Genomic DNA, 17,284 nt, shown 5'->3' on the forward strand with positions numbered 1-17,284 from the left:
AAGGAAAGTGACCCCACTGTGCGTATGTGGACCAAGTCCGCGTGCGTTCTGCTCGCCTGGAGCATCGTGCTCATCGTGACGGCGGCCGGTCTTAAGCAACCGGCCCGCCCGGCTCAGGCGAACACCCGCAACGCGAATAGCACGCAAGTAATCACGCTGACGAGCGCACTAGCCGCCAGCACGCCATTCATAACGACGGCGCACACTACTGCGAAGACCGCGGTGGAGACGGCCGCGAAGACCGCGCGGTACGTCGTGCAGCCGGGCGACACGCTGTCCGGCATCGCCGCCCGGTTCGGGCTGCCCGGCGGCTGGCGCGCACTGTACGCGGCCAACCGAACGGGCATCGGCCCCGACCCGAACATCATCCGCACCGGGACGGTGCTCACCGTCCCCGGCCCGGTCGTCCCTGCTCGCTACAGCGTCGCGGCCGGCGACACGCTGTCCGGCATCGCTGCCCGGTTCGGGCTGCCCGGCGGCTGGCGCGCACTGTACGCGGCCAACCGGACGGCCATCGGCCCCGACCCGAACATCATCCGCACCGGGACCGTGTTGATCATCCCCCGCCCGGCAACGGCGCGGACACCGACGACGGCACACCCGGAACACCGCCCGCACCGGACACCGCCGCCGACGGCGCACCCGGGCGACCATTCACACCAACCGGCGCCGCCCACGACGCACCCTGGCGACCGCGTGCACCAGCCACCGCCGCCCTCGGGCGGCAGGCACGGCGGGACGCAAGGGCTGACGCCTGTGCGGACAAGGGCTCCGGTGGCCACGGGCATGCCGGCCTGGCTGACGGTCCTGTTGCTGGCAGTAGGAGTAGTCATCGGCGGCGCGTTCCTGCTTCATCTGATCATGGCGGTGGGCCGCAGGGAGAGTAGGGCCGCCGTGCGCGCCGCCCTGGTCCAGTCGGCCCCGGTGGTCAAGGAGCCCGCTTCGGGGAGCCCCGCAGCAGACAAAGCCTGCATCGTCCTGGCGGACCATGACCGGCTGATCGTGACGCGCAGCAGCGCCGACGACACGATCTACGTGCTGCGCCCCCCTGGTGCGGATCCCGCGGCCATCTTGCGGGTGGCTCGGCTGGTGCTGGCCGAGGCCAGTTACCGCGACCTAGCCGAGCATCTCGGCCTGCCCGCGAGCTGGCCGATCATCGAGGCCGACTATCACCGTCTCGTCGTAACGCACAGCGCGGCCGACAACACGGTCTACGTGCTGCGGCCGCCCGGCGAGGACCCGCTGGCGGTCTTGCGTGCCGCCCGTCTGGTGCTACAGGAGGAGCCCTATGAGGAGCTGGCCAGCCAGCTTGGAGTGCCCGCCAGCTGGCCGCTGGAGTAGGGCTGCGCGCGGGTGCGGGCCCGGGTCGTCGCCTCGGCCCGCCGCGGGCGCTCGCCGCGGACGGCGGCGGCCCCTTCGCTGCAGCGTGCTGCTAGCGGTCTGCCGGCCTGCCCGATGACCTATTGCGCAGCGATTCGACAAGCGCGGCGACGTGCCGCCTGTCCTCGGGCGAGAGTTCGTCGATGCTGGCGATCAGCAGTTCCCGTTCGCGGTTGCCCGCCTGGTCAGGACCGGCCTGTGCCTCGTCGTAGTAGTGCAGCCCGGTGGACTCGGCGGCGACGGCGCGGACCGCCGACACCGGGACGTCGAGACCCCGGGCGAGCGCGTCGATGGTGGCTGGCCGCGGCGGCCGGACCAGGTTCCGCGTGGTGGCCAGCGTGTAGACCGTCGACCGCGGCAGCCCGCCGCGCCTGGCCACCTCACCGTAGGACCAGCCACGCTCCCGCAGCCGCTCCCTGATCAGGCGCTGCAGGGGGTTCTCCGCATACCCCGGGGCCATGGCGGCCTCCCCGGTGTCTTCACCCGGGTGGTCCTGCTTGCCCCCTGGCGCATGCGTCGTCATAGCCATCAACCCTACGCGTTCGCGACGAGATCAGCGCGGTCGCGCGCGGCGGCTGATCCGGGATAGTCCTGCATGGCGGGTCACGGTTTCTCGGTCCCTACCAGCCCGCGAACTGGCCCTGCACGGTCCAGAAGGCGGCAAGCGCCGTCAGTGCCGCAATGCCCCCCGTCGCGGCCAGCAGGCGGCGGCCATGGCCGCCCGCCGACCAGCCCAGAGCCGCAGCGGTGACCCTGCGGGCCAGCCCGGTCACGATGTAAAGCGAGCCGGCTAGCGACAGGGCGACAAGGGCGACGTCGAAGGCGCCGAGGGCGGCCATCGCGTAGCGGTGGCCGGCCGCCGCGGTGGTCGTGAGGTGCGCCTGCTGGCTTGCGGACCGCCATAGCGCCCGGTTGACCTTGGGGTAGTACAGCAAGAGGTAACCGAGCGCGAACGTCAGCAGCGGGATGATGCACAGCACCCAGCCGGTCACAGCTATCCGGGCGCCGCGGCGCAGGCCGCTGACCCGCGGATCCCGGCGGCCCGCGGGGAAGGCGCTCTTCAGTATCGGGGCGACGCGGGCGAACAGGTCAGGCACGCCGGTCAGGTCGGACAGGATGTAGTACCCGTCGAAGCGGACGAACGGCAGCAGCTGCTCCAGCATCTCGAGGTGCGTGACGGCGATGACGAGGAGCAGCACCTGATCCGCGGTGGCCGTGTAGATGCCGGCCAGGGCGAGCATGAAGACCGCGTTGAAGTACAGGCCGCCCAGGTCGGTGCGCAGCCGCCCCGCGCGCGACAGCCGGTAGGAGTCGGTGACGTCGGTGAAGAAGGCCGGCCAGACCAGGTAGATGCCTACGCCGATCCTGCCGGGCCGCGCGCCGCCGAAGTGGCAGCCGGCCGCGTGCCCGCACTCGTGGAACACGGCGGAGGCCAGCGACAGGCCGAGCACGATGACGAGGTCCGCCGGGTTGCACAATACCTGCCTGATCCCGCCGCCGAGTCCGTGGACGGCGAACAGCCAGTAGTCCACGGCCCCGATCGCCAGGACCACGGCAGTCACCACCGGCCACCAGAAAAGCGACCGCAGCAGCTCTCCGGCCAGGCCGGCGGCACGGGCCGGCAGCAGCGTCCCCCTGGCCCGCAGCGTCAGCAGCGGGCTGGCCGTCGGCGGGGTGACCGGGGCACCCTGGTCAGCGACGATGCCCAGAGGCAACAGCTTCTCGCCGATCAGGTAGCAAACCTGATCGGCGGTAAGCGCCCGGCCATGGTCGGCGCTGACCAGGGTGGCTATGGTCTCCGCATCGCGAACGCCATCGATGCGGGAGGTGACCAGATACAGCAGCGGTGACATCTGGATGACCTGGCCGTCGGGCCGCCGCACCAGCGATGGCGGCTGGCGATAGCCGGAGCCCTGGTATTCGCCGAGCAGCTCCACGCCGTCAGCCAGCCGGGGCACCTCGACGGGACTGGGCGCATCCGCAGGAGGCACGGCGAATGCCGGCCGTCCCGCGGCCACCTCTGTCGCGCCCGCAGTCACGAGTCTGCTCCTGTCTCGTACGGAGGTTCGCTGCTGACTGAAGCCGGCATGCCGGCGGGCCACCCCAAGGGGCAGGGCGGCCCGCCTCGCCTGCTGCGCGGCCCCGCTCCGGCACCGCGCAGAAGGCTGCTGCTCGGCGAGCCTGGCAGGCGCTACCAGCCGATGAAGTTGCCGACGGAGGTCGCGCTCGCGGACTGCCCGCCGCCCTGCTGGCCGAGCAGGTTAATCCCGTTGACCTGGACGTTGTTCCCGCTCGCGATGTTGTTGCCGCTCAGGAAGGCGAACTGCTTGGTGACCGACTGGTTGCACACGCAAAGGGTCTCCCGGCCAGGCAGCAACTCGGCGTGCTCGAACTCAAGGTCCTGCATCGTTACGGCAGGTGCTGTGGACATGGATCCTCCTCGATTGGAGAGCTTGTACGCTTATCTCCGTACTGTTTGTACGTTCACCACCGTACACTGTTGTCCGGGATGACGCAAGGCTCACAGCGGCTGTCGGTCATCGCCGGCTCGTAGCGCGGCACAAACCCAGCAGGGGCACGGGCTGGTCCGGAGACAACCGGGCCGTACCGCACCCCGCGCTGCTTGTCATGGCGGCGGGGCGGGGCCAAGCTCGGAACGGAGGCATCAACGAAGATCGAAGCCGGGAGCCGGATTGATCGCGATTACCGAGCCGAGCCGGCAGACGCCGGTGTACGGAGAGTTCGACGTGGTGGTGGTCGGCGGGGGGCCTGCCGGGATCATGGCGGCGACCGCCGCCGCGCGGGCCGGCTGCTCGACGCTGCTCATCGAGCGGTACGGGTTCCTCGGCGGCGCGGGCACGGCCGGCGGGCTGTCCACCTTCTGCGGGCTGCACGCCAGGACCAACGGGCAGGACGTGCGGGTGATCAGGGGGGCTCGCCGACGAACTGCTCGACCGGCTTGTCAAGCTTGACGGCCTCAACGCGCCGCACCTGACGATCGCCGACGGGATCGCGGCGCAGGCGTTCGACATTTCCGCCTACAAGATCGCGGCGGACGAGCTGGTGACCGGCTCGGGCGCACGGATCCTGTTCCACGCGATGGCCGTCGGTGCGGTGATGACCGAACGGCCGGCAACCAGTCAGGGCGTCATCGACGCGGTGCTCATCGAGTCCAAGTCCGGCAGGCAGGCGGTGCGCGGGCGGTTCTTCATCGACGCATCCGGCGACGGTGACCTGGCCGCGTGGGCGGGCGTGCCGTGGGAGAAGGCGCCGCCCATCGACGGGATGATGTACCCGTCGCTGATGTTCCGCATCAACGGTGTGGACGTGAACCGGGCGGGTCCCGCACCGTGGCGGACCGTCGAGCGGCTGATGGACGAGGCGGAGCGGGCGGGCACGCACACGTTCCCGCGCAAGAAGCCGATCGTCAGGCCGCAGCGCAACCCGCTCGAGTGGCGGGCCAACCTGACCCAGCTGCGGCGGGAAGACGGCGGCGCGATCGACGGTACCGACGTCGACGAACTGACTCGCGGCGAGCTGATAGGGCGGCAGCAGGCGCTTGACGCGTTCGCGTTCATCAGGGACAGGACGCCCGGCTTCGAGGACTCCTACATCGTCGACATCGCGCCGCAGATCGGCATCCGCGAGACGCGCCGCATCGTCGGGCCCTACCAGCTCACCGAGGACGACGTGCTCGGCTGCGCCGACTTCGACGACACCATCGGGGTGAACGGCTGGCCGGTGGAGGCGCACGTGGCGGGCACCGTCGAGTTCCGGTGGCAGCGTGATCCGCGCGGGTATAACCAGCTGCCGTTCCGCATCCTGCTGCCGGGGAACGTCGGCAACCTGTACGTGGCCGGCCGGTGCGCGTCGATGACCCACGGCGCCCAGTCGGCCGCCCGGGTCACCGGGCCGTGCTTCGTGATGGGCGAGGCGGCGGGCACCGCGGCGCGGATGGCGCTGTCGGCCGGCCTGCCCGGCGACGCGATCGACGTGCAAGAACTACAGCGGCGGCTGCAGGACCAGGGCGCCTACCTGGGCAGGACCGCGCCGGAGCCGATCCGCTGAGCGGGCGGCCCCGAGTTCAGGCGCCGCGCATCCAGGCGAGGACCGCGAGCACCCGCCGGTTGTCATCGGGTGTTCCCGGGATGTCGAGCTTGACGTAGATCCGGGTGATGTAGGACTCGATCGTCTTCTCCGTCAGGTTCGTGATCTTGTGGATGGCGTGGTTCGACCGGCCCTCGGCCAGGTGGGCGAGAATGTCCTGCTCGGCGTCTGTGAGCCGGTCGAGCTTGCTGAGCTGGCGCTGGTGGCTCAGCAGGCGGCCAACAAGCGTGCTGTCGATGACCGACTCGCCCGCGCATACCCGCTGGAGCGCGTCACGCAGCGCTTCTGCGTTGTCGACGCGGTCCTTGAGCAGGTAGCCGCGGCGGCTCGCGCCGTTGGCGAGCAGCCGGGTCGCGTAGGCTATCTCGGCGTACTGCGAAAGCAGCAGGATGCCCAGCCCCGGATGGCTCGCGGCCAGCTGCTCGGCGACGCGCAGTCCCTCGTCGGTGTACGTCGGCGGCATCCGCACGCCCCGCCGTGCCGCTCACGGCGATAGTTTTCCGGCAGGCACATTCCCCGTCTACCGGGAAAACCCGGTCATGTCCATCAACCTGACTGATATCGGCCAGTCGGCATGGTGGCAAGCCACAAACGGGGCGGAGGGTTTTGGCTAGTCTGCCCCTCTTGTCCGATGGGCGGCGAGGTATCAGGCTCAGCATGTGCCGGACCGCAAGCTGCGCTCCAACTTCACGCCAGGGACCACGCCGTGGGCGATGCGCCGCGCGCAGTGGTCCGCACTCGGGCTGAGCGACGAGGACCTGGAGAAGCCGAAGATCGCGATCGTCAACTCCTCGTCACAGCTCGCGTCCTGCTTCAGTCACCTGGACCAGATCGTCGCGCCGCTGAAGCGGGCCATCGAGGAGGCGGGCGGCGTCGCGTTCGAGGTGCGGACCGCCGCGCCGTCCGACGCGATCACGTCGGCCGGGGCGGCCGGGCAGTACATCCTGCCGTCGCGCGACCTGATCGCCTCCGACATCGAGGTGGCGGTCGAGGGCGCGCTGCTCGACGGCATGGTGTGCCTGGCCTCCTGCGACAAGACCACGCCGGGGCAGCTGATGGCCGCGGGGCGGCTTGACGTCCCGACGATCATCATCGGCTGCGGCTACCAGCCGTCCGGGATGTACCACGGGGAGCCGGTCGACTTCGAGGACATCTTCCGGTTCGCCGGGCACGTGAACGCCGGGCGGATGACGGTGTCCGAACTCGGCGAGATGTCCCGCTGCGCGGTCACCGGGCCAGGCGTCTGTGCCGGCATGGGCACCGCGAACTCCATGCACCTGGCCGCCGAGGCGCTCGGCATGGCGCTGCCTGGCACCACCCCGGTGCTCGCGCTCGGACCGCGGATGTGGGATGCCGTGGCCGCCGCCGGCGCCCGGATCGTGGCGCTTGTCGAAGAAGACCTAAGACCAAGGTCACTCCTAACGAGTTCGGCCTTCGCCAATGCCGTCATCGCGATTCTCGCCGTCAGCGGAAGCGTCAACTGCCTCAAGCACCTGCAGGCCATCGCAGTCGAGGCCGGGGCGGACGTGGACGTCTACCGGCTGTTCGAGGAGCTGGCGCCGAAGGTCCCGCTGCTGGCCGACGTCAAGCCCAACGGGAACACGCAGATCACCGAGTTCGAGGCGGCCGGGGGAACCCGCGGGCTGCTGCGGCAGCTCGCGCCGCTGCTCGACCTGTCCGCGCGCTCGGCACTGATGTTCGCGATCGACGGCGCCGGGCTCTCCGGGTCCGTCGCTGTGATCACCGACGGGCAGATGTCCGGCCTGGTCAACGGCGGTCTCGTGGTCGCCGAGGTATCACCGGAGGGCGCCGCGGGCGGGCCGCTCGGCCTGGTCCGCGACGGGGACATGATCTCGATCGATGTTGATGCTCGCGCCCTCGACCTGGAGGTCTCCGCGGCGGAACTCGACGCGCGCCGCGCGGAACTGCCGCCGCTGCGCGCGCCGGCCGGCTGCGGCTGGCTGTCGGTCTACGCGCGGACCGTCACGCCGCTTGGCGCGGGCGCGACCCTCGGCATGAGAAACCACTGAACAGCTAACGAGAGGCAAGGAAGCCAGTGCGCGCCGTTCTATATGTGGATCAGGAGACCGGGACGACGGTCGGCGAGGTGCCCGACCCGAGCCCGGGACCCGATGATGTCATCGTCGCCGTTGAGGCATGCGGGCTGTGCGGTTCCGATGTGCACTCCGTGCAGAACGGGAACTGCGCACCCGGGCAGGTGCTCGGGCACGAGTTCAGCGGGCGGATCGCGGCGCTCGGCTCCGGGGTGTCCGGCTGGGCCGAGGGTCAGGCGGTCGCCGCGTCGCCGATCGGCTCGTGCGGCAACTGCCGGATCTGCGCGCGCGGGCTGCCGTTCCGCTGCCCGGTCGTGGAGAACATCGGCATCACCATCCCCGGCGCGTACGCGCAGTACGTCAAGGTGCCGGCCAGGCAGCTTGTCGCGCTGCCAGAGGACCTGCCCGTCGAGACCGGGTCGCACGCCGAGCCGCTCTCCGTCGGGTCGCAGGCGGTGAAGCTCGCCCAGGTCGGTCCCGGCGACCCGGTGCTTGTGTACGGGGTCGGGCCAATCGGCCTCTACGCGATCATGGCGCTCAAGCTGGCGGGGGTCGGGCCGATCGTCGCCGCGGGCCGTTCGGCCGGCCGGCGGCAGGCGGCCGCCGACGTGGGCGCGGACGTGGTCATCGACACCCGGGAGATCCCCGTGGCCGAGTACGCGAAGCAGTCAGGCACGTTGTTCGCTGCCGTACTTGAGTGCTCGGCCGCGCCGGGTGCCTTCAATGAGGCACTGACGGTCACCGAGCCCGGCGGCACCGTGGTCGAGGTCGCGCTGACACCCGAGGCTGCTTCAGTGCCACTGTTTCCGCTGATCAGCGAGGGACACCACGTGGTGGGTTCGTGCGCGTTCTCCGACGAGACCTACCGGGAGTCGGTCGCGCACTTGGCCGCCGGCCGGGTCCCGGTGGAGCGGCTGGTCTCCGAGCGGGTGACGCTCGACGACACACCCGACGCGCTGCGCAGGCTGCAGACCCCTGGCTCGCTCGTCCGGATCATCTCCCATCCGAATGCCTGATTTCCGGCTGTCCTAGATAGGTAAGGAGCCTCTTCGTGGAAGAGTTCGCGGGTAAAACCGCCGTCGTCACCGGCGCCGGCAGCGGCATGGGCAAGGCGTTCGCGCTGCGCTGGGCGGCCGAGGGCATGAACCTCGTCATCGGCGACATCCAGCAGGACGCGCTCGACGCCACGGTCGCGGAACTCCAGGCGACCGGAACGCAGGTCGCGGCCCTGCGGATCGACGTGTCCAGGCTGTCGGACATCGAGGCCCTGGCGGACCTGGCCGAGTCGCGGTTCGGGAAGATCCACTTGGTGCACAACAACGCCGGCGTCGAGGGCTACCTGGACGGCAAGATCTGGGAGGCGACGGCCAAGGACTGGGACTGGACACTGGGGGTCAACCTGATGTCGGTGGTCTACGGCATCAGGACGTTCGTACCCCGGATGCTGGCCCATGGCGAGGAGGGGCATGTGGTCAACACGTGCTCGATGACCTCGGTGATCGCCGCGACCAACATGTACGGAATCTGCAAGCACGCGATCCTAGCGATGACCGAGGTGCTCGCGGCCGACCTGGAGGCCGCCGGTGCCAACGTCGCGACGACCGGGCTCTGCCCCGGAATCATCGCGACCAACCTGTTCCACGGGTCGCGGAACCGGCGGGCCGAGGTTTCGAACGACGGCCCGATGTCCGCGTCGGGGTCGGAGCTGCGCGATCACATGCACGCCGTGCTGTCTAAGGGGATGGCACCGTCCGAGGTCGCGGACAAGGTCGTCACGGCAGTCCGCGAGAAGAAGCTGTACCTGCTCACCGACCACGAATGGGACAGCAGGGTGGTGGCGCGGCACGAGGCGATCCTGGCCGGGGCGGTCGGCCCGGCCTCGACAGGAGCACTAGACGCGGAGGGCGTCCGATGAGCGAGCTTGCGAGCGAATCAAATAAGTACAGTGCGTCCGCGAATGCGGACTCCGAGCGCAGCGAGGTGTCCTCATGAGCGTGAAGTACGGGCTCGATGGACAGGTCGCGGTCGTCACCGGAGCGGCGAACGGTTTCGGCCTCGCGGTCGCCACCCGGCTGGCCGATGAGAGCGCGAAGCTGGTCCTTGTGGACAGGGACGAGCAGGCGCTGAAGGCGGCGGCGGAGAAGCTCGGCGGGCTCGCGGTCGTCGCCGATGTGTCGCAGGAATCCGAGGTCGATGGCTACGTCGCCGCGGCGGTCGAGGCGCACGGGCGGATCGACCTGTTCTTCAACAACGCCGGCATCGAGGGCCGGATGGCGCCGATGACCGAGCTGTCGGTCGCCGACTTCGACCGGGTGTGGGCGGTCAACGCCCGCGGCGTCTTCATGGGCCTGCGCGCCGTCCTCAAGGTGATGAAGCCGCAGGGCTCCGGCGTGATCGTGAACACCGCGTCGATGGCGGCGATCAAGGGCGCCGCGACGTTCTCTCCGTACATCGCCTCCAAGCACGCGGTGCTCGGCCTGACCAAGTCGGCCGCGCTCGAGGCCGCGCCGTACGGCATCCGGGTCAACTGCGTGGCACCCGGCCACATCGACACCCGGATGGCCCGCGACCTGACCGCGCAGATCGACCCTGCTGACCCCGACGGCGTGTTCCGCGCGGTGTCCGAATCGGTGCCCTACGGCAAGCGGTACGGCACCGCGGCCGAGGTCGCGAACCTGGTCATGTGGCTGTTGTCGGACGAGTCGGAGTACGTCTCCGGCGCGCTGCACCTGATCGACGGCGGGCTCAACGCCGGCTGAGGCGGCGGGCGCGATGATCGATGTGCCGTCGGGGCGGCTCTGGCCGGCCTACGGCACATCGGTGGCGCGCGAGGTGTTTCTGGGGCCTAGGTAGACGTGCTCGGTCAGGGTGTTGCCGTCCCTGAAGGTGACCGTGACTGTGCCGGCCCGGGTCCAGCCACGCGATTCGTAGAGGGCGATGGCGGCGGCGAGTTCTGTGTCCACGTCGAGGATGGGCCACAGGCCGCGTGCCGCCGCCTCGGCGGCCGCCGCGTCCAGGAGCAGGCGGCCGGCTCCGTGGCCGCGGGCGAGCGGTGCGACGAACAGCCGGGCCACCACGGCAAGCTGGTCTTCGCGGCGGCCGAGCGCGCCCGCGGCGAGTTCCATGGCCGCCGGCACGCTGCGCGGGACCAGGGCGATGTGGCCGGCGATCTGGCCGTCCAGCTCGGCGACCCAGATGCCATGCAGGCTGGCAGGGCTCAGGAAAGACGTGAGGTCGGCAGGGAGGTAGCGGGGATAGCGGTCCGCGGCGTGCACCTCGCGGACCAGGTCGGCGCAGGCCGTCAGGTCGTCGTCCCGGCGTGGGCGGATCAGCATGCCGGCATTGTCCCGTGGCCAGGGCGGATCTCTCATCAGTGGGTTGGTTGCACGGCAAGTGCCGACCTATGGGTATGCTGATGTTCGCTGGTTAGGAGTTGCGAAAATTTGCAATTGCTATAAGGATTGATAGGCTTCTGCCTTGTGAGTACACCGCTCTATCAGCTGAAGGCTGAGTTCTTCAAGACGCTTGGGCATCCGGCGCGGATCCGGGTGCTTGAGCTGCTGGCTGAGCGGGATCACGCGGTGAGCGAGATGCTGCCCGAGGTGGGCATCGAAGCCGCGAACCTCTCGCAGCACCTGGCGGTGCTGCGGCGCGCGGGGCTGGTGGCCACCAGGAAGGACGGGTCGTCGGTGATCTACTCGCTGACCAGCCCTGAGGTCGCCGAGCTGCTGCGGGTGGCACGGCACATCCTCACCGTCGTGCTCGCCGGCCAGGCGGAGCTGCTCGCGGACCTGCGCAGTCCGCGGTAGCCCCGGTCACCGCCGTCTGACATCGCACTACCCGGCAGGCACTACCCCTTGCCGTCGCCGGGCTCCCGCGCTAGCCAGTGTTGCTAGCACCCCCCGAGTAGCTGGAGTGTCTGATGCTGAGGTTGTGGCGCATGATCCGCGCCACCGGGCGGATCGCCGAGCCCACGCCGCCGCGGACCGCGTCCGCACCGAGCGCCCCGCGCGCACCGCTGGGCGGGTCCGTGCAGATCAGGCATGTGGACGCCGGATCATGCAACGGGTGCGAGGTGGAGATCGGAGCGGCATTCGGGCCGGTGTACGACGCGGAGCGGTACGGGGCGCGGCTCGTCGCCTCGCCCCGGCACGCCGACGCGCTGCTGGTAACCGGGGTCGTCACGCGGAACATGGCCGAGCCGTTGCGCCGCACCTATGCGGCGGTGCCCGCGCCCAAGCGGGTCGTCGCGGTCGGCGACTGCGCACGCAACTGCGGGGTGTTCGCAGGGGCCTACGGCGTTGCGGGCGCGGTCGGGGACATCGTGCCTGTCGACGCCGAGGTGCCCGGCTGCCCGCCCCGGCCGGAAGCGATCGTCGAGGCGGTGCGGGAGCTGACGGGACGGTGATCACCGCCACTGCCGCGCTCGCCGCGGCGCACCCGCACGGGACCGCGGGGCAGTGGGGTCTCGTGTGGGCCGGCCTGGCCGCCGCGGGCGCCCTCGCCGTTGCCGCCTCCTTCGTTTCGCTCATTGCCCCCCGGCGGTGGCGCGCTTGGGTGTCCGGCGCCGGGACCGCGCTCACGGGGCTTGCGGGGGCAGCCGCGGGCGCCGCCGCGGTCACCGGGCACCGCTCGACCGGGCTCTCCGCGCCCGGGGTGCTGCCGCTGTCCGGGTTGACGCTGGCCGTCGACCCGCTCGGCGGGTGGTTCATCGCGGTGACCGGGGCGGTCGCGGTCGCCGCCGGGATCTATGCGGTCGGGTACGCGGGCCACGCGGCAAGCAGGCCGTCAGTGGCGATGCTGCCGCTGTTCGTCGGGTCGCTGTTCGCCGTGCCCGCCGCCGCGTCGGCCGGGACGCTGCTCGCCTGCTGGGAACTGATGGCGCTCACCTCGCTGCTGCTCGTCCTGGCCGAGCACAAGCGGCGGGCCGAGGTCGCCGTTGCTGCCCGCTGGTACGCGGTGATGACCCACCTCGGCATGGTGTGCGTGCTCGCCGGGCTGATCCTCTTCGCCGCCCACGCGCACGGTGACTCGTTCGCCGCGCTCGCCCAGGCCGCGCCGCACCTGTCCCCCGCCATCAAAAGCACCGTGTTCGTCCTGGTCCTCGCCGGGTTCGGGTCCAAGGCTGGCCTGGTGCCGCTGCACGCCTGGCTGCCCCGCGCGCACCCGGAGGCCCCCAGCCACGTCTCGGCGCTGATGTCCGCCGCGATGGTCAACCTCGGGCTCTACGGCCTGATCCGGGTCGGGTCCTGCCTGCTCGGCGGCGGCTCGGCCTGGTGGTGGCTGCTGCTCATCGCGCTCGGCGCGATATCCGCGGTCTACGGCATCCTGCAGGCCGCGATGTCCACCGACGTCAAGCGGCTCCTTGGCTGCTCGACGACGGAGAACATGGGCCTTGCCTGCGTCGGCATCGGCGCGGGCGGGCTGTTCGCGACCACCGGGCATCCGGTACTCGCCGGGCTCGCCCTGGCCGCCGCGCTGCTGCACGTCGCCACGCACGCCGCATTCAAGACCCTGCTGTTCCTGGCCGCCGGATCGGTGCTGCACGCGACGGGCACCAGGGACCTTGATGCTCTCGGCGGGCTGCGACGCGGCATGCCCGCGACCACTCTGGCCTTCGGCTGGGGTGCCCTGGCCGCCTCCGCGCTGCCGCCAGGTACCGCGTTCGTCTCCGAATGGCTCCTCGTCCAGGCGCTCATCCACGGGCTGCGCGGCGCGTCGACGGCGACCGCGATCACCCTGCCGCTTGCCGTGTCGGCGGTCGCGCTCACCGCCGGCCTCGCGGTCGCCACGTTCGTCAAGGCGTTCGGCACGGGATTCCTCGCCAAGCCGCGCAATGCCGACGCGGCGGCGGCACACGAGTCCCCCGCCACCATGCTCGCCGGCCTTGGGCTGGCCGGCGCGGCCTGTGCCGTCCTCGCGCTGGCGCCTGGCGCGGTGCTGCCAGCGATCGGCCGTGCCGTCGCGGCGGCCGGTGCCGGGTTCGCCGCTGCACCGGGCGCTGGCGGCGCAGTCACGCTCCGCCTCGACGGCCTGTCCGGTGAGGTCTCCCCGCTGCTGCTGACCCTCGCCCTGCTCATCGTCATGGTCGGCGCGGCCGCCTGGCTGCGGGCCTTGCCCGGAACACGCGCCCGCCGTCAAGCGCGGCTCTGGGACTGCGGTGGCGGGCCGCTGACCGCCCGGATGGAGTACACCGCCACCTCGTTCGCCGAGCCGCTGCAGCGGGTCTTCGACGACGTGCTCGCCCCGGAGACCGACCTCGACATCACCCATCTCGACGAGGCCCGCTACCTGGTCGCCTCCGCCGAATACCGCCGGAAGGTCCCGGACAGGATCGAGCGACGCCTCTACGAGCCGGTGCTCAAGGCGGTCGGCGCGTGGGGCGACGCCGCCCGGCGGCTCGCGCCCGGCAGCGTGCACCGCTACCTGGGCTACGGCTTTTACGCGGTCACCGGGCTCCTGATTGTCTTGGCGGTGACCCGGTGACCGCACTCGGGCTGACCGGCGGCGTGCTCCAGGCCGTGCTCGTGACGGCAGGGGCGCCCGTGCTCACCGGGGTGATGCGCCAGGTCCGCGCGAAGCTGGAGGGGCGCTCCGGCCAGGGCATCGGGCAGCCGTGGCGGGACCTGCGCAAGCAGCTCCGCAAGGAGGCCATCGCCCCCGACGGGACAAGCGAACTGTTCCGCCTCGCCCCGCTCGTGCTGCTCGCCACCACGTTCACCGCGGCGGTCGCGGTCCCCTTCGTCACCACGGCGAGCGCCGCCCGCCCGGTCGCGGACCTGTTCGCCGTGGTAGCGCTGCTCGCCATGGGCACCGCGACGCTGGCACTCGCGGCGCTCGACACCGGGACGGCGTTCGGCGGGATGGGTGCCAGCCGGGAGATGACGATCCTCGCGCTCGTCGAGCCCACCCTGCTTGTCTCGGTGTTCGCGCTGTCGGTCCGCGCCGGCTCGACCAACCTCGCCGCGATCGTCGCCGCGACCGTCCATGACCCCGTCCGGGTGATCTCCCCCGCGAGCCTCCTCGCCGCCGTGGCCCTCGGCGTCGTCACGATCGCCGAGACGGGGCGCATCCCCGTCGACAACCCGGCCACGCACCTGGAGCTGACCATGGTGCACGAGGCAATGATCCTCGAGTACGCGGGACCGGACCTCGCACTGATCGAGCTCGCATCCTCAATGCGGCTGGTGGTGTTCCTCGGCCTGCTGTCCTCGCTGTTCCTTCCCTGGGGCATCGCGACCGCGCTCACACCGCTGGCCGTGGCAGGCGGCATCGGCGCTTTCGCCGCCAAGGTCACGGTGCTCGGCGCGGCGCTTGCGGCGGGCGAGGTGTTCATGGCGAAGATCCGCCTGTTCCGCGTCCCCGAGCTCCTCGCCGGGTCGTTCCTGCTCGCCATCCTCGCCGTCGCGTCCTCCTACTTTCTCGCCGGACCGAACCCGTGAAGCCATGAACCACACCGTTTTCGTCGAGCTACTCAACCTGGCGTGCGGCGGGCTGCTCGTCACCGCCGTGCTGATCCTGTGGCGCCGCCAGCTCGCCGCGATCATCCGCTGGTTCACCGTGCAGGGAATCGCCCTGACCGCGATCGCGGCGATCCTCGCCGTCGACGGCCATGACGCGCGCCTCGGCGCGGTCGCCGCCGGGGTCTTCGCGCTGCGTGTCGTGGCGCTACCGCTCCTGCTGCGCCGCGCCCTCGCCCGTGCCGACGCGGACGCCAGCGGCCAGGCGCTGCGCGAAACCAGTCCCCTGGTCAACGTCACCGCGTCGCTGCTGGCCGCCGCGGTGCTGACGCTGCTGGCTTACGCGGTATCCCGCCCGCTGGTGGCGCTCACGCCTGGCTCCCCCGCCGCGCACGCGATCCCGATCGGGCTGGCTGTCGCGCTTATCGGCTTCTTCGCCCTTGTCACCCGCCGCCGCGCCATGTCGCAGCTGGCCTCGTTCCTGCTGATGGACAACGGCATCACCGCCGTCGGGCTGCTGACCACGGCCGCTACCAGCCTGACCATGGAACTCGGCATCTCCCTCGACGTGCTGTTCGCCGCCGCGGTGCTGCAAGTGCTCACCAGCAGGCTGCGCAGCACCTTCGGCGATACCGACCTGGACGAACTGCGGGAGCTGCACGACTGATGAAGACGCAAGCGCTGCTGCTCGTCCCGGTCGTGGTGCCCCTGCTCGGGGCGGCCTGCTTCCTGCTCGCAACCCTGCGGCCCGGCCGGTGCTGGCCGCTCGCCGCCTGGGTGTCGCCGGCCTGCGCGGCGGTCTCCCTCGGGGCGGCGATCGCACTGGCTGTCGTCAGGTCCGGGCACGAGCCGGCGACCGCACTTGGCGGCCTGCTCCGCGCCGACCCGCTCAGCGAGTTCATGCTGATCGTGATTGGCGCGGTCGGCCTCCTCGCGACCGCCGCGTCGCCCGCCTGGCTGAACGCCGAGATCGCGGCGCGACGGGCCAGCCCGCGGGCGGCGGCCAGGCACTCGGCGCTCGTGCAGCTCTTCCTGGCCGCCATGGCTACGGCTGTGCTCGCCGCCAGCCTCAGCCTGACCTGGGTCGCGATCGAGGGCACCACCATCGTCACCGCTTTCCTCGTCGGGCAGCGCAAGACCAGGCAGGCCGTCGAGGCCGCATGGAAGTACGTGATGATCTGCTCCACCGGCATCGCGCTCGCGCTGCTCGGCCTCCTGGTGCTCAACGCCGCCGCCGCACACGCCGGCCTCCCCGCTGGCCTCGACTGGACGCGCCTCGTCGCCGCCGCGCCGCACCTCGACAGGGGCGTGACCAGGATCGCCGTCGCGCTTCTTGTCATCGGGTTCGGCACCAAGGCCGGCCTTGCCCCGCTGCACGCCTGGCTGCCCGACGCGCACGGCCAGGCGCCCGCCCCGGTCTCCGCGCTCATGTCCGGCGTCCTGCTGTCGGTCGCCATGTACGCGATCCTCCGGGTCAAGGCCATCGCCGACCTGGCGCTCGGCACCGGCTACCCGCGCACCTTGCTCATCATCCTGGCGCTCGCCTCGCTGCTTGTCGCCGCGTCGCTGCTGATCAGGCAGCGCGACTACAAGCGGATGCTCGCCTACTCCTCGATCGAGCACATGGGCCTGCTCGCCATCGGCGCGGCCGCGGGCAGCCCGCTCGCGGTCGCCGCCGTCCTGCTGCACATGCTCGGCCACGGCCTGGCCAAGGGCTCGCTGTTCATCTCCGCCGGGCGCGTACTGCAGCTGACAGGGACCCACCGCATCGACCAGGTCCACGGCCTCGCGAGCCGCGCGCCGCTGCTGGCCGGCTGCCTCGGCACCGGCGTACTTGCCCTGCTCGGCTTCCCGCCATTTTCCCTGTTCACCAGCGAACTCGGCATCGCCAGGGCCGGCTTCGCGTCCGGTCTCGGCTGGGTCACCGCCCTGGCCCTCGCACTGGTCCTGGTCATCGCGTCGATGCTGCTGACGCACGTCAGCCCCATGCTCCTGGGACCCGCACCCGCCGCGACGGACGGGGAACTGGCGGCGGGTGCCGCACCGCCCCCAGCTCGCACCGTGCGCGCCGGTACAGCGCCGGTCATTCAGAACGGGGGCGTGGCGACTGCTGCCCCGCCCGCGATCCGGGCGGCAGAGACGGCCAAGCCGGACGCGCGACTCCCTGGCTCCGGCCTGCTGCCCGTGGTCGTGGCCCTCGCCGCGTGCGCCGCACTCGGCGTCTACGCGGGACCGCTCGCCACGCTGCTGCACGCGGCCGCCCGCACGATCGTGACGCCATGA

Annotated in this window: 18 protein-coding genes; 13 read left to right on the forward strand and 5 right to left on the reverse strand. The window is 71.2% G+C overall.

Features of this window, described 5'->3' with window-relative positions:
* Positions 1-24: 24 nt before the first annotated feature.
* A complete protein-coding gene (locus EAS64_RS46955; RefSeq protein WP_281283354.1) occupies positions 25-1,341 on the forward strand; it encodes a LysM peptidoglycan-binding domain-containing protein in 1,317 nt (438 codons plus the stop codon).
* Between the two features lie 91 nt (positions 1,342-1,432).
* On the opposite strand, the gene EAS64_RS33195 is transcribed toward EAS64_RS46955, so the two are convergent.
* The 3 genes from EAS64_RS33195 to EAS64_RS33205 all read right to left on the reverse strand — a co-directional run bounded on the left by EAS64_RS33195 (position 1,433) and on the right by EAS64_RS33205 (position 3,811).
* Complete coding sequence (locus tag EAS64_RS33195; RefSeq protein WP_222849792.1) at positions 1,433-1,903, reverse strand: helix-turn-helix domain-containing protein; 471 nt, start codon at positions 1,901-1,903, stop codon at positions 1,433-1,435.
* Between the two features lie 97 nt (positions 1,904-2,000).
* On the reverse strand, positions 2,001-3,419 hold the full coding sequence (locus EAS64_RS33200) for a hypothetical protein (protein WP_145859487.1): 1,419 nt from the start codon (positions 3,417-3,419) through the stop codon (positions 2,001-2,003).
* A 152-nt stretch (positions 3,420-3,571) separates the two neighbouring features.
* Positions 3,572-3,811: a hypothetical protein gene (locus tag EAS64_RS33205; RefSeq protein ID WP_145859489.1), complete on the reverse strand. Its 240-nt coding sequence runs from the start codon at positions 3,809-3,811 to the stop codon at positions 3,572-3,574.
* Between the two features lie 262 nt (positions 3,812-4,073).
* On the opposite strand from EAS64_RS33205, the gene EAS64_RS46960 reads away from it, so the two are divergent.
* Complete coding sequence (locus tag EAS64_RS46960; RefSeq protein WP_281283355.1) at positions 4,074-4,352, forward strand: FAD-dependent oxidoreductase; 279 nt, start codon at positions 4,074-4,076, stop codon at positions 4,350-4,352.
* A complete protein-coding gene (locus EAS64_RS33210) occupies positions 4,327-5,448 on the forward strand; it encodes an FAD-dependent oxidoreductase (RefSeq protein WP_222849826.1) in 1,122 nt (373 codons plus the stop codon). Before EAS64_RS46960 ends, EAS64_RS33210 begins: the two co-directional genes overlap by 26 nt.
* Before the next feature lie 16 nt (positions 5,449-5,464).
* Here EAS64_RS33210 and EAS64_RS33215 read toward each other — a convergent pair whose 3' ends face one another.
* Positions 5,465-5,950 carry a LuxR C-terminal-related transcriptional regulator gene (locus EAS64_RS33215; protein WP_145859491.1) on the reverse strand — a complete coding sequence of 162 codons (486 nt, stop codon included), beginning with the start codon at positions 5,948-5,950 and terminating at the stop codon, positions 5,465-5,467.
* Between the two features lie 196 nt (positions 5,951-6,146).
* On the opposite strand from EAS64_RS33215, the gene EAS64_RS33220 reads away from it, so the two are divergent.
* The 4 genes from EAS64_RS33220 (at position 6,147) to EAS64_RS33235 (ending at position 10,300) form a co-directional block, all read left to right on the forward strand.
* A complete protein-coding gene (locus EAS64_RS33220) occupies positions 6,147-7,517 on the forward strand; it encodes a dihydroxy-acid dehydratase domain-containing protein (RefSeq protein WP_222849793.1) in 1,371 nt (456 codons plus the stop codon).
* Positions 7,518-7,561: 44 nt separating this feature from the next.
* The gene (locus EAS64_RS33225; protein ID WP_222849794.1) at positions 7,562-8,557 is read left to right on the forward strand and encodes a zinc-dependent alcohol dehydrogenase; all 996 of its coding nucleotides are present in this window, start codon (positions 7,562-7,564) and stop codon (positions 8,555-8,557) included.
* 35 nt (positions 8,558-8,592) lie between these two features.
* On the forward strand, positions 8,593-9,456 hold the full coding sequence (locus EAS64_RS33230; RefSeq protein ID WP_145859493.1) for an SDR family NAD(P)-dependent oxidoreductase: 864 nt from the start codon (positions 8,593-8,595) through the stop codon (positions 9,454-9,456).
* A gap of 73 nt (positions 9,457-9,529) precedes the next feature.
* A complete protein-coding gene (locus tag EAS64_RS33235; RefSeq protein WP_145859495.1) occupies positions 9,530-10,300 on the forward strand; it encodes an SDR family NAD(P)-dependent oxidoreductase in 771 nt (256 codons plus the stop codon).
* Between the two features lie 48 nt (positions 10,301-10,348).
* Here EAS64_RS33235 and EAS64_RS33240 read toward each other — a convergent pair whose 3' ends face one another.
* Complete coding sequence (locus EAS64_RS33240) at positions 10,349-10,876, reverse strand: GNAT family N-acetyltransferase (RefSeq protein WP_222849795.1); 528 nt, start codon at positions 10,874-10,876, stop codon at positions 10,349-10,351.
* 144 nt (positions 10,877-11,020) lie between these two features.
* On the opposite strand from EAS64_RS33240, the gene EAS64_RS33245 reads away from it, so the two are divergent.
* The 6 genes from EAS64_RS33245 (at position 11,021) to EAS64_RS33270 (ending at position 17,284) form a co-directional block, all read left to right on the forward strand.
* Positions 11,021-11,350 (forward strand): ArsR/SmtB family transcription factor, encoded by a 330-nt coding sequence (locus EAS64_RS33245; RefSeq protein WP_145859496.1) that lies wholly within the window; start codon positions 11,021-11,023, stop codon positions 11,348-11,350.
* Positions 11,351-11,463: 113 nt separating this feature from the next.
* Entirely contained in the window at positions 11,464-11,949 is a 486-nt protein-coding gene (locus EAS64_RS33250; RefSeq protein WP_187366352.1) for an NADH-quinone oxidoreductase subunit B family protein, read from the forward strand.
* Positions 11,946-14,027, forward strand: a complete 2,082-nt coding sequence (locus EAS64_RS33255) for a proton-conducting transporter transmembrane domain-containing protein (protein WP_246115978.1) — start codon at positions 11,946-11,948, stop codon at positions 14,025-14,027. Before EAS64_RS33250 ends, EAS64_RS33255 begins: the two co-directional genes overlap by 4 nt.
* Entirely contained in the window at positions 14,024-14,983 is a 960-nt protein-coding gene (locus EAS64_RS33260) for a respiratory chain complex I subunit 1 family protein (RefSeq protein ID WP_145859498.1), read from the forward strand. The genes EAS64_RS33255 and EAS64_RS33260 overlap by 4 nt, the downstream gene beginning before the upstream one ends.
* A 4-nt stretch (positions 14,984-14,987) precedes the next feature.
* Positions 14,988-15,668, forward strand: coding sequence for a hypothetical protein (locus EAS64_RS33265; RefSeq protein WP_145859499.1), 681 nt, complete (start codon positions 14,988-14,990; stop codon positions 15,666-15,668).
* On the forward strand, positions 15,668-17,284 hold the full coding sequence (locus EAS64_RS33270; RefSeq protein WP_145859500.1) for a proton-conducting transporter transmembrane domain-containing protein: 1,617 nt from the start codon (positions 15,668-15,670) through the stop codon (positions 17,282-17,284). The genes EAS64_RS33265 and EAS64_RS33270 overlap by 1 nt, the downstream gene beginning before the upstream one ends.

Origin of the sequence: Trebonia kvetii, assembly GCF_007827045.1 — a bacterium.
Classification (GTDB): domain Bacteria; phylum Actinomycetota; class Actinomycetes; order Streptosporangiales; family Streptosporangiaceae; genus Trebonia; species Trebonia kvetii.

Bases quoted from the DNA above. Each gene is read 5' to 3' on its own strand.
- EAS64_RS46955 (WP_281283354.1), top strand. From the start codon at position 25: ATGTGGACCAAGTCCGCGTGCGTTCTGCTCGCCTGGAGCATCGTGCTC.
- EAS64_RS33195 (WP_222849792.1), bottom strand. From the start codon at position 1,903: ATGACGACGCATGCGCCAGGGGGCAAGCAGGACCACCCGGGTGAAGAC.
- EAS64_RS33205 (WP_145859489.1), bottom strand. From the start codon at position 3,811: ATGTCCACAGCACCTGCCGTAACGATGCAGGACCTTGAGTTCGAGCAC.
- EAS64_RS33215 (WP_145859491.1), bottom strand. From the start codon at position 5,950: ATGCCGCCGACGTACACCGACGAGGGACTGCGCGTCGCCGAGCAGCTG.
- EAS64_RS33235 (WP_145859495.1), top strand. From the start codon at position 9,530: ATGAGCGTGAAGTACGGGCTCGATGGACAGGTCGCGGTCGTCACCGGA.
- EAS64_RS33240 (WP_222849795.1), bottom strand. From the start codon at position 10,876: ATGCTGATCCGCCCACGCCGGGACGACGACCTGACGGCCTGCGCCGAC.
- EAS64_RS33250 (WP_187366352.1), top strand. From the start codon at position 11,464: ATGCTGAGGTTGTGGCGCATGATCCGCGCCACCGGGCGGATCGCCGAG.
- EAS64_RS33265 (WP_145859499.1), top strand. From the start codon at position 14,988: ATGAACCACACCGTTTTCGTCGAGCTACTCAACCTGGCGTGCGGCGGG.
- EAS64_RS33270 (WP_145859500.1), top strand. From the start codon at position 15,668: ATGAAGACGCAAGCGCTGCTGCTCGTCCCGGTCGTGGTGCCCCTGCTC.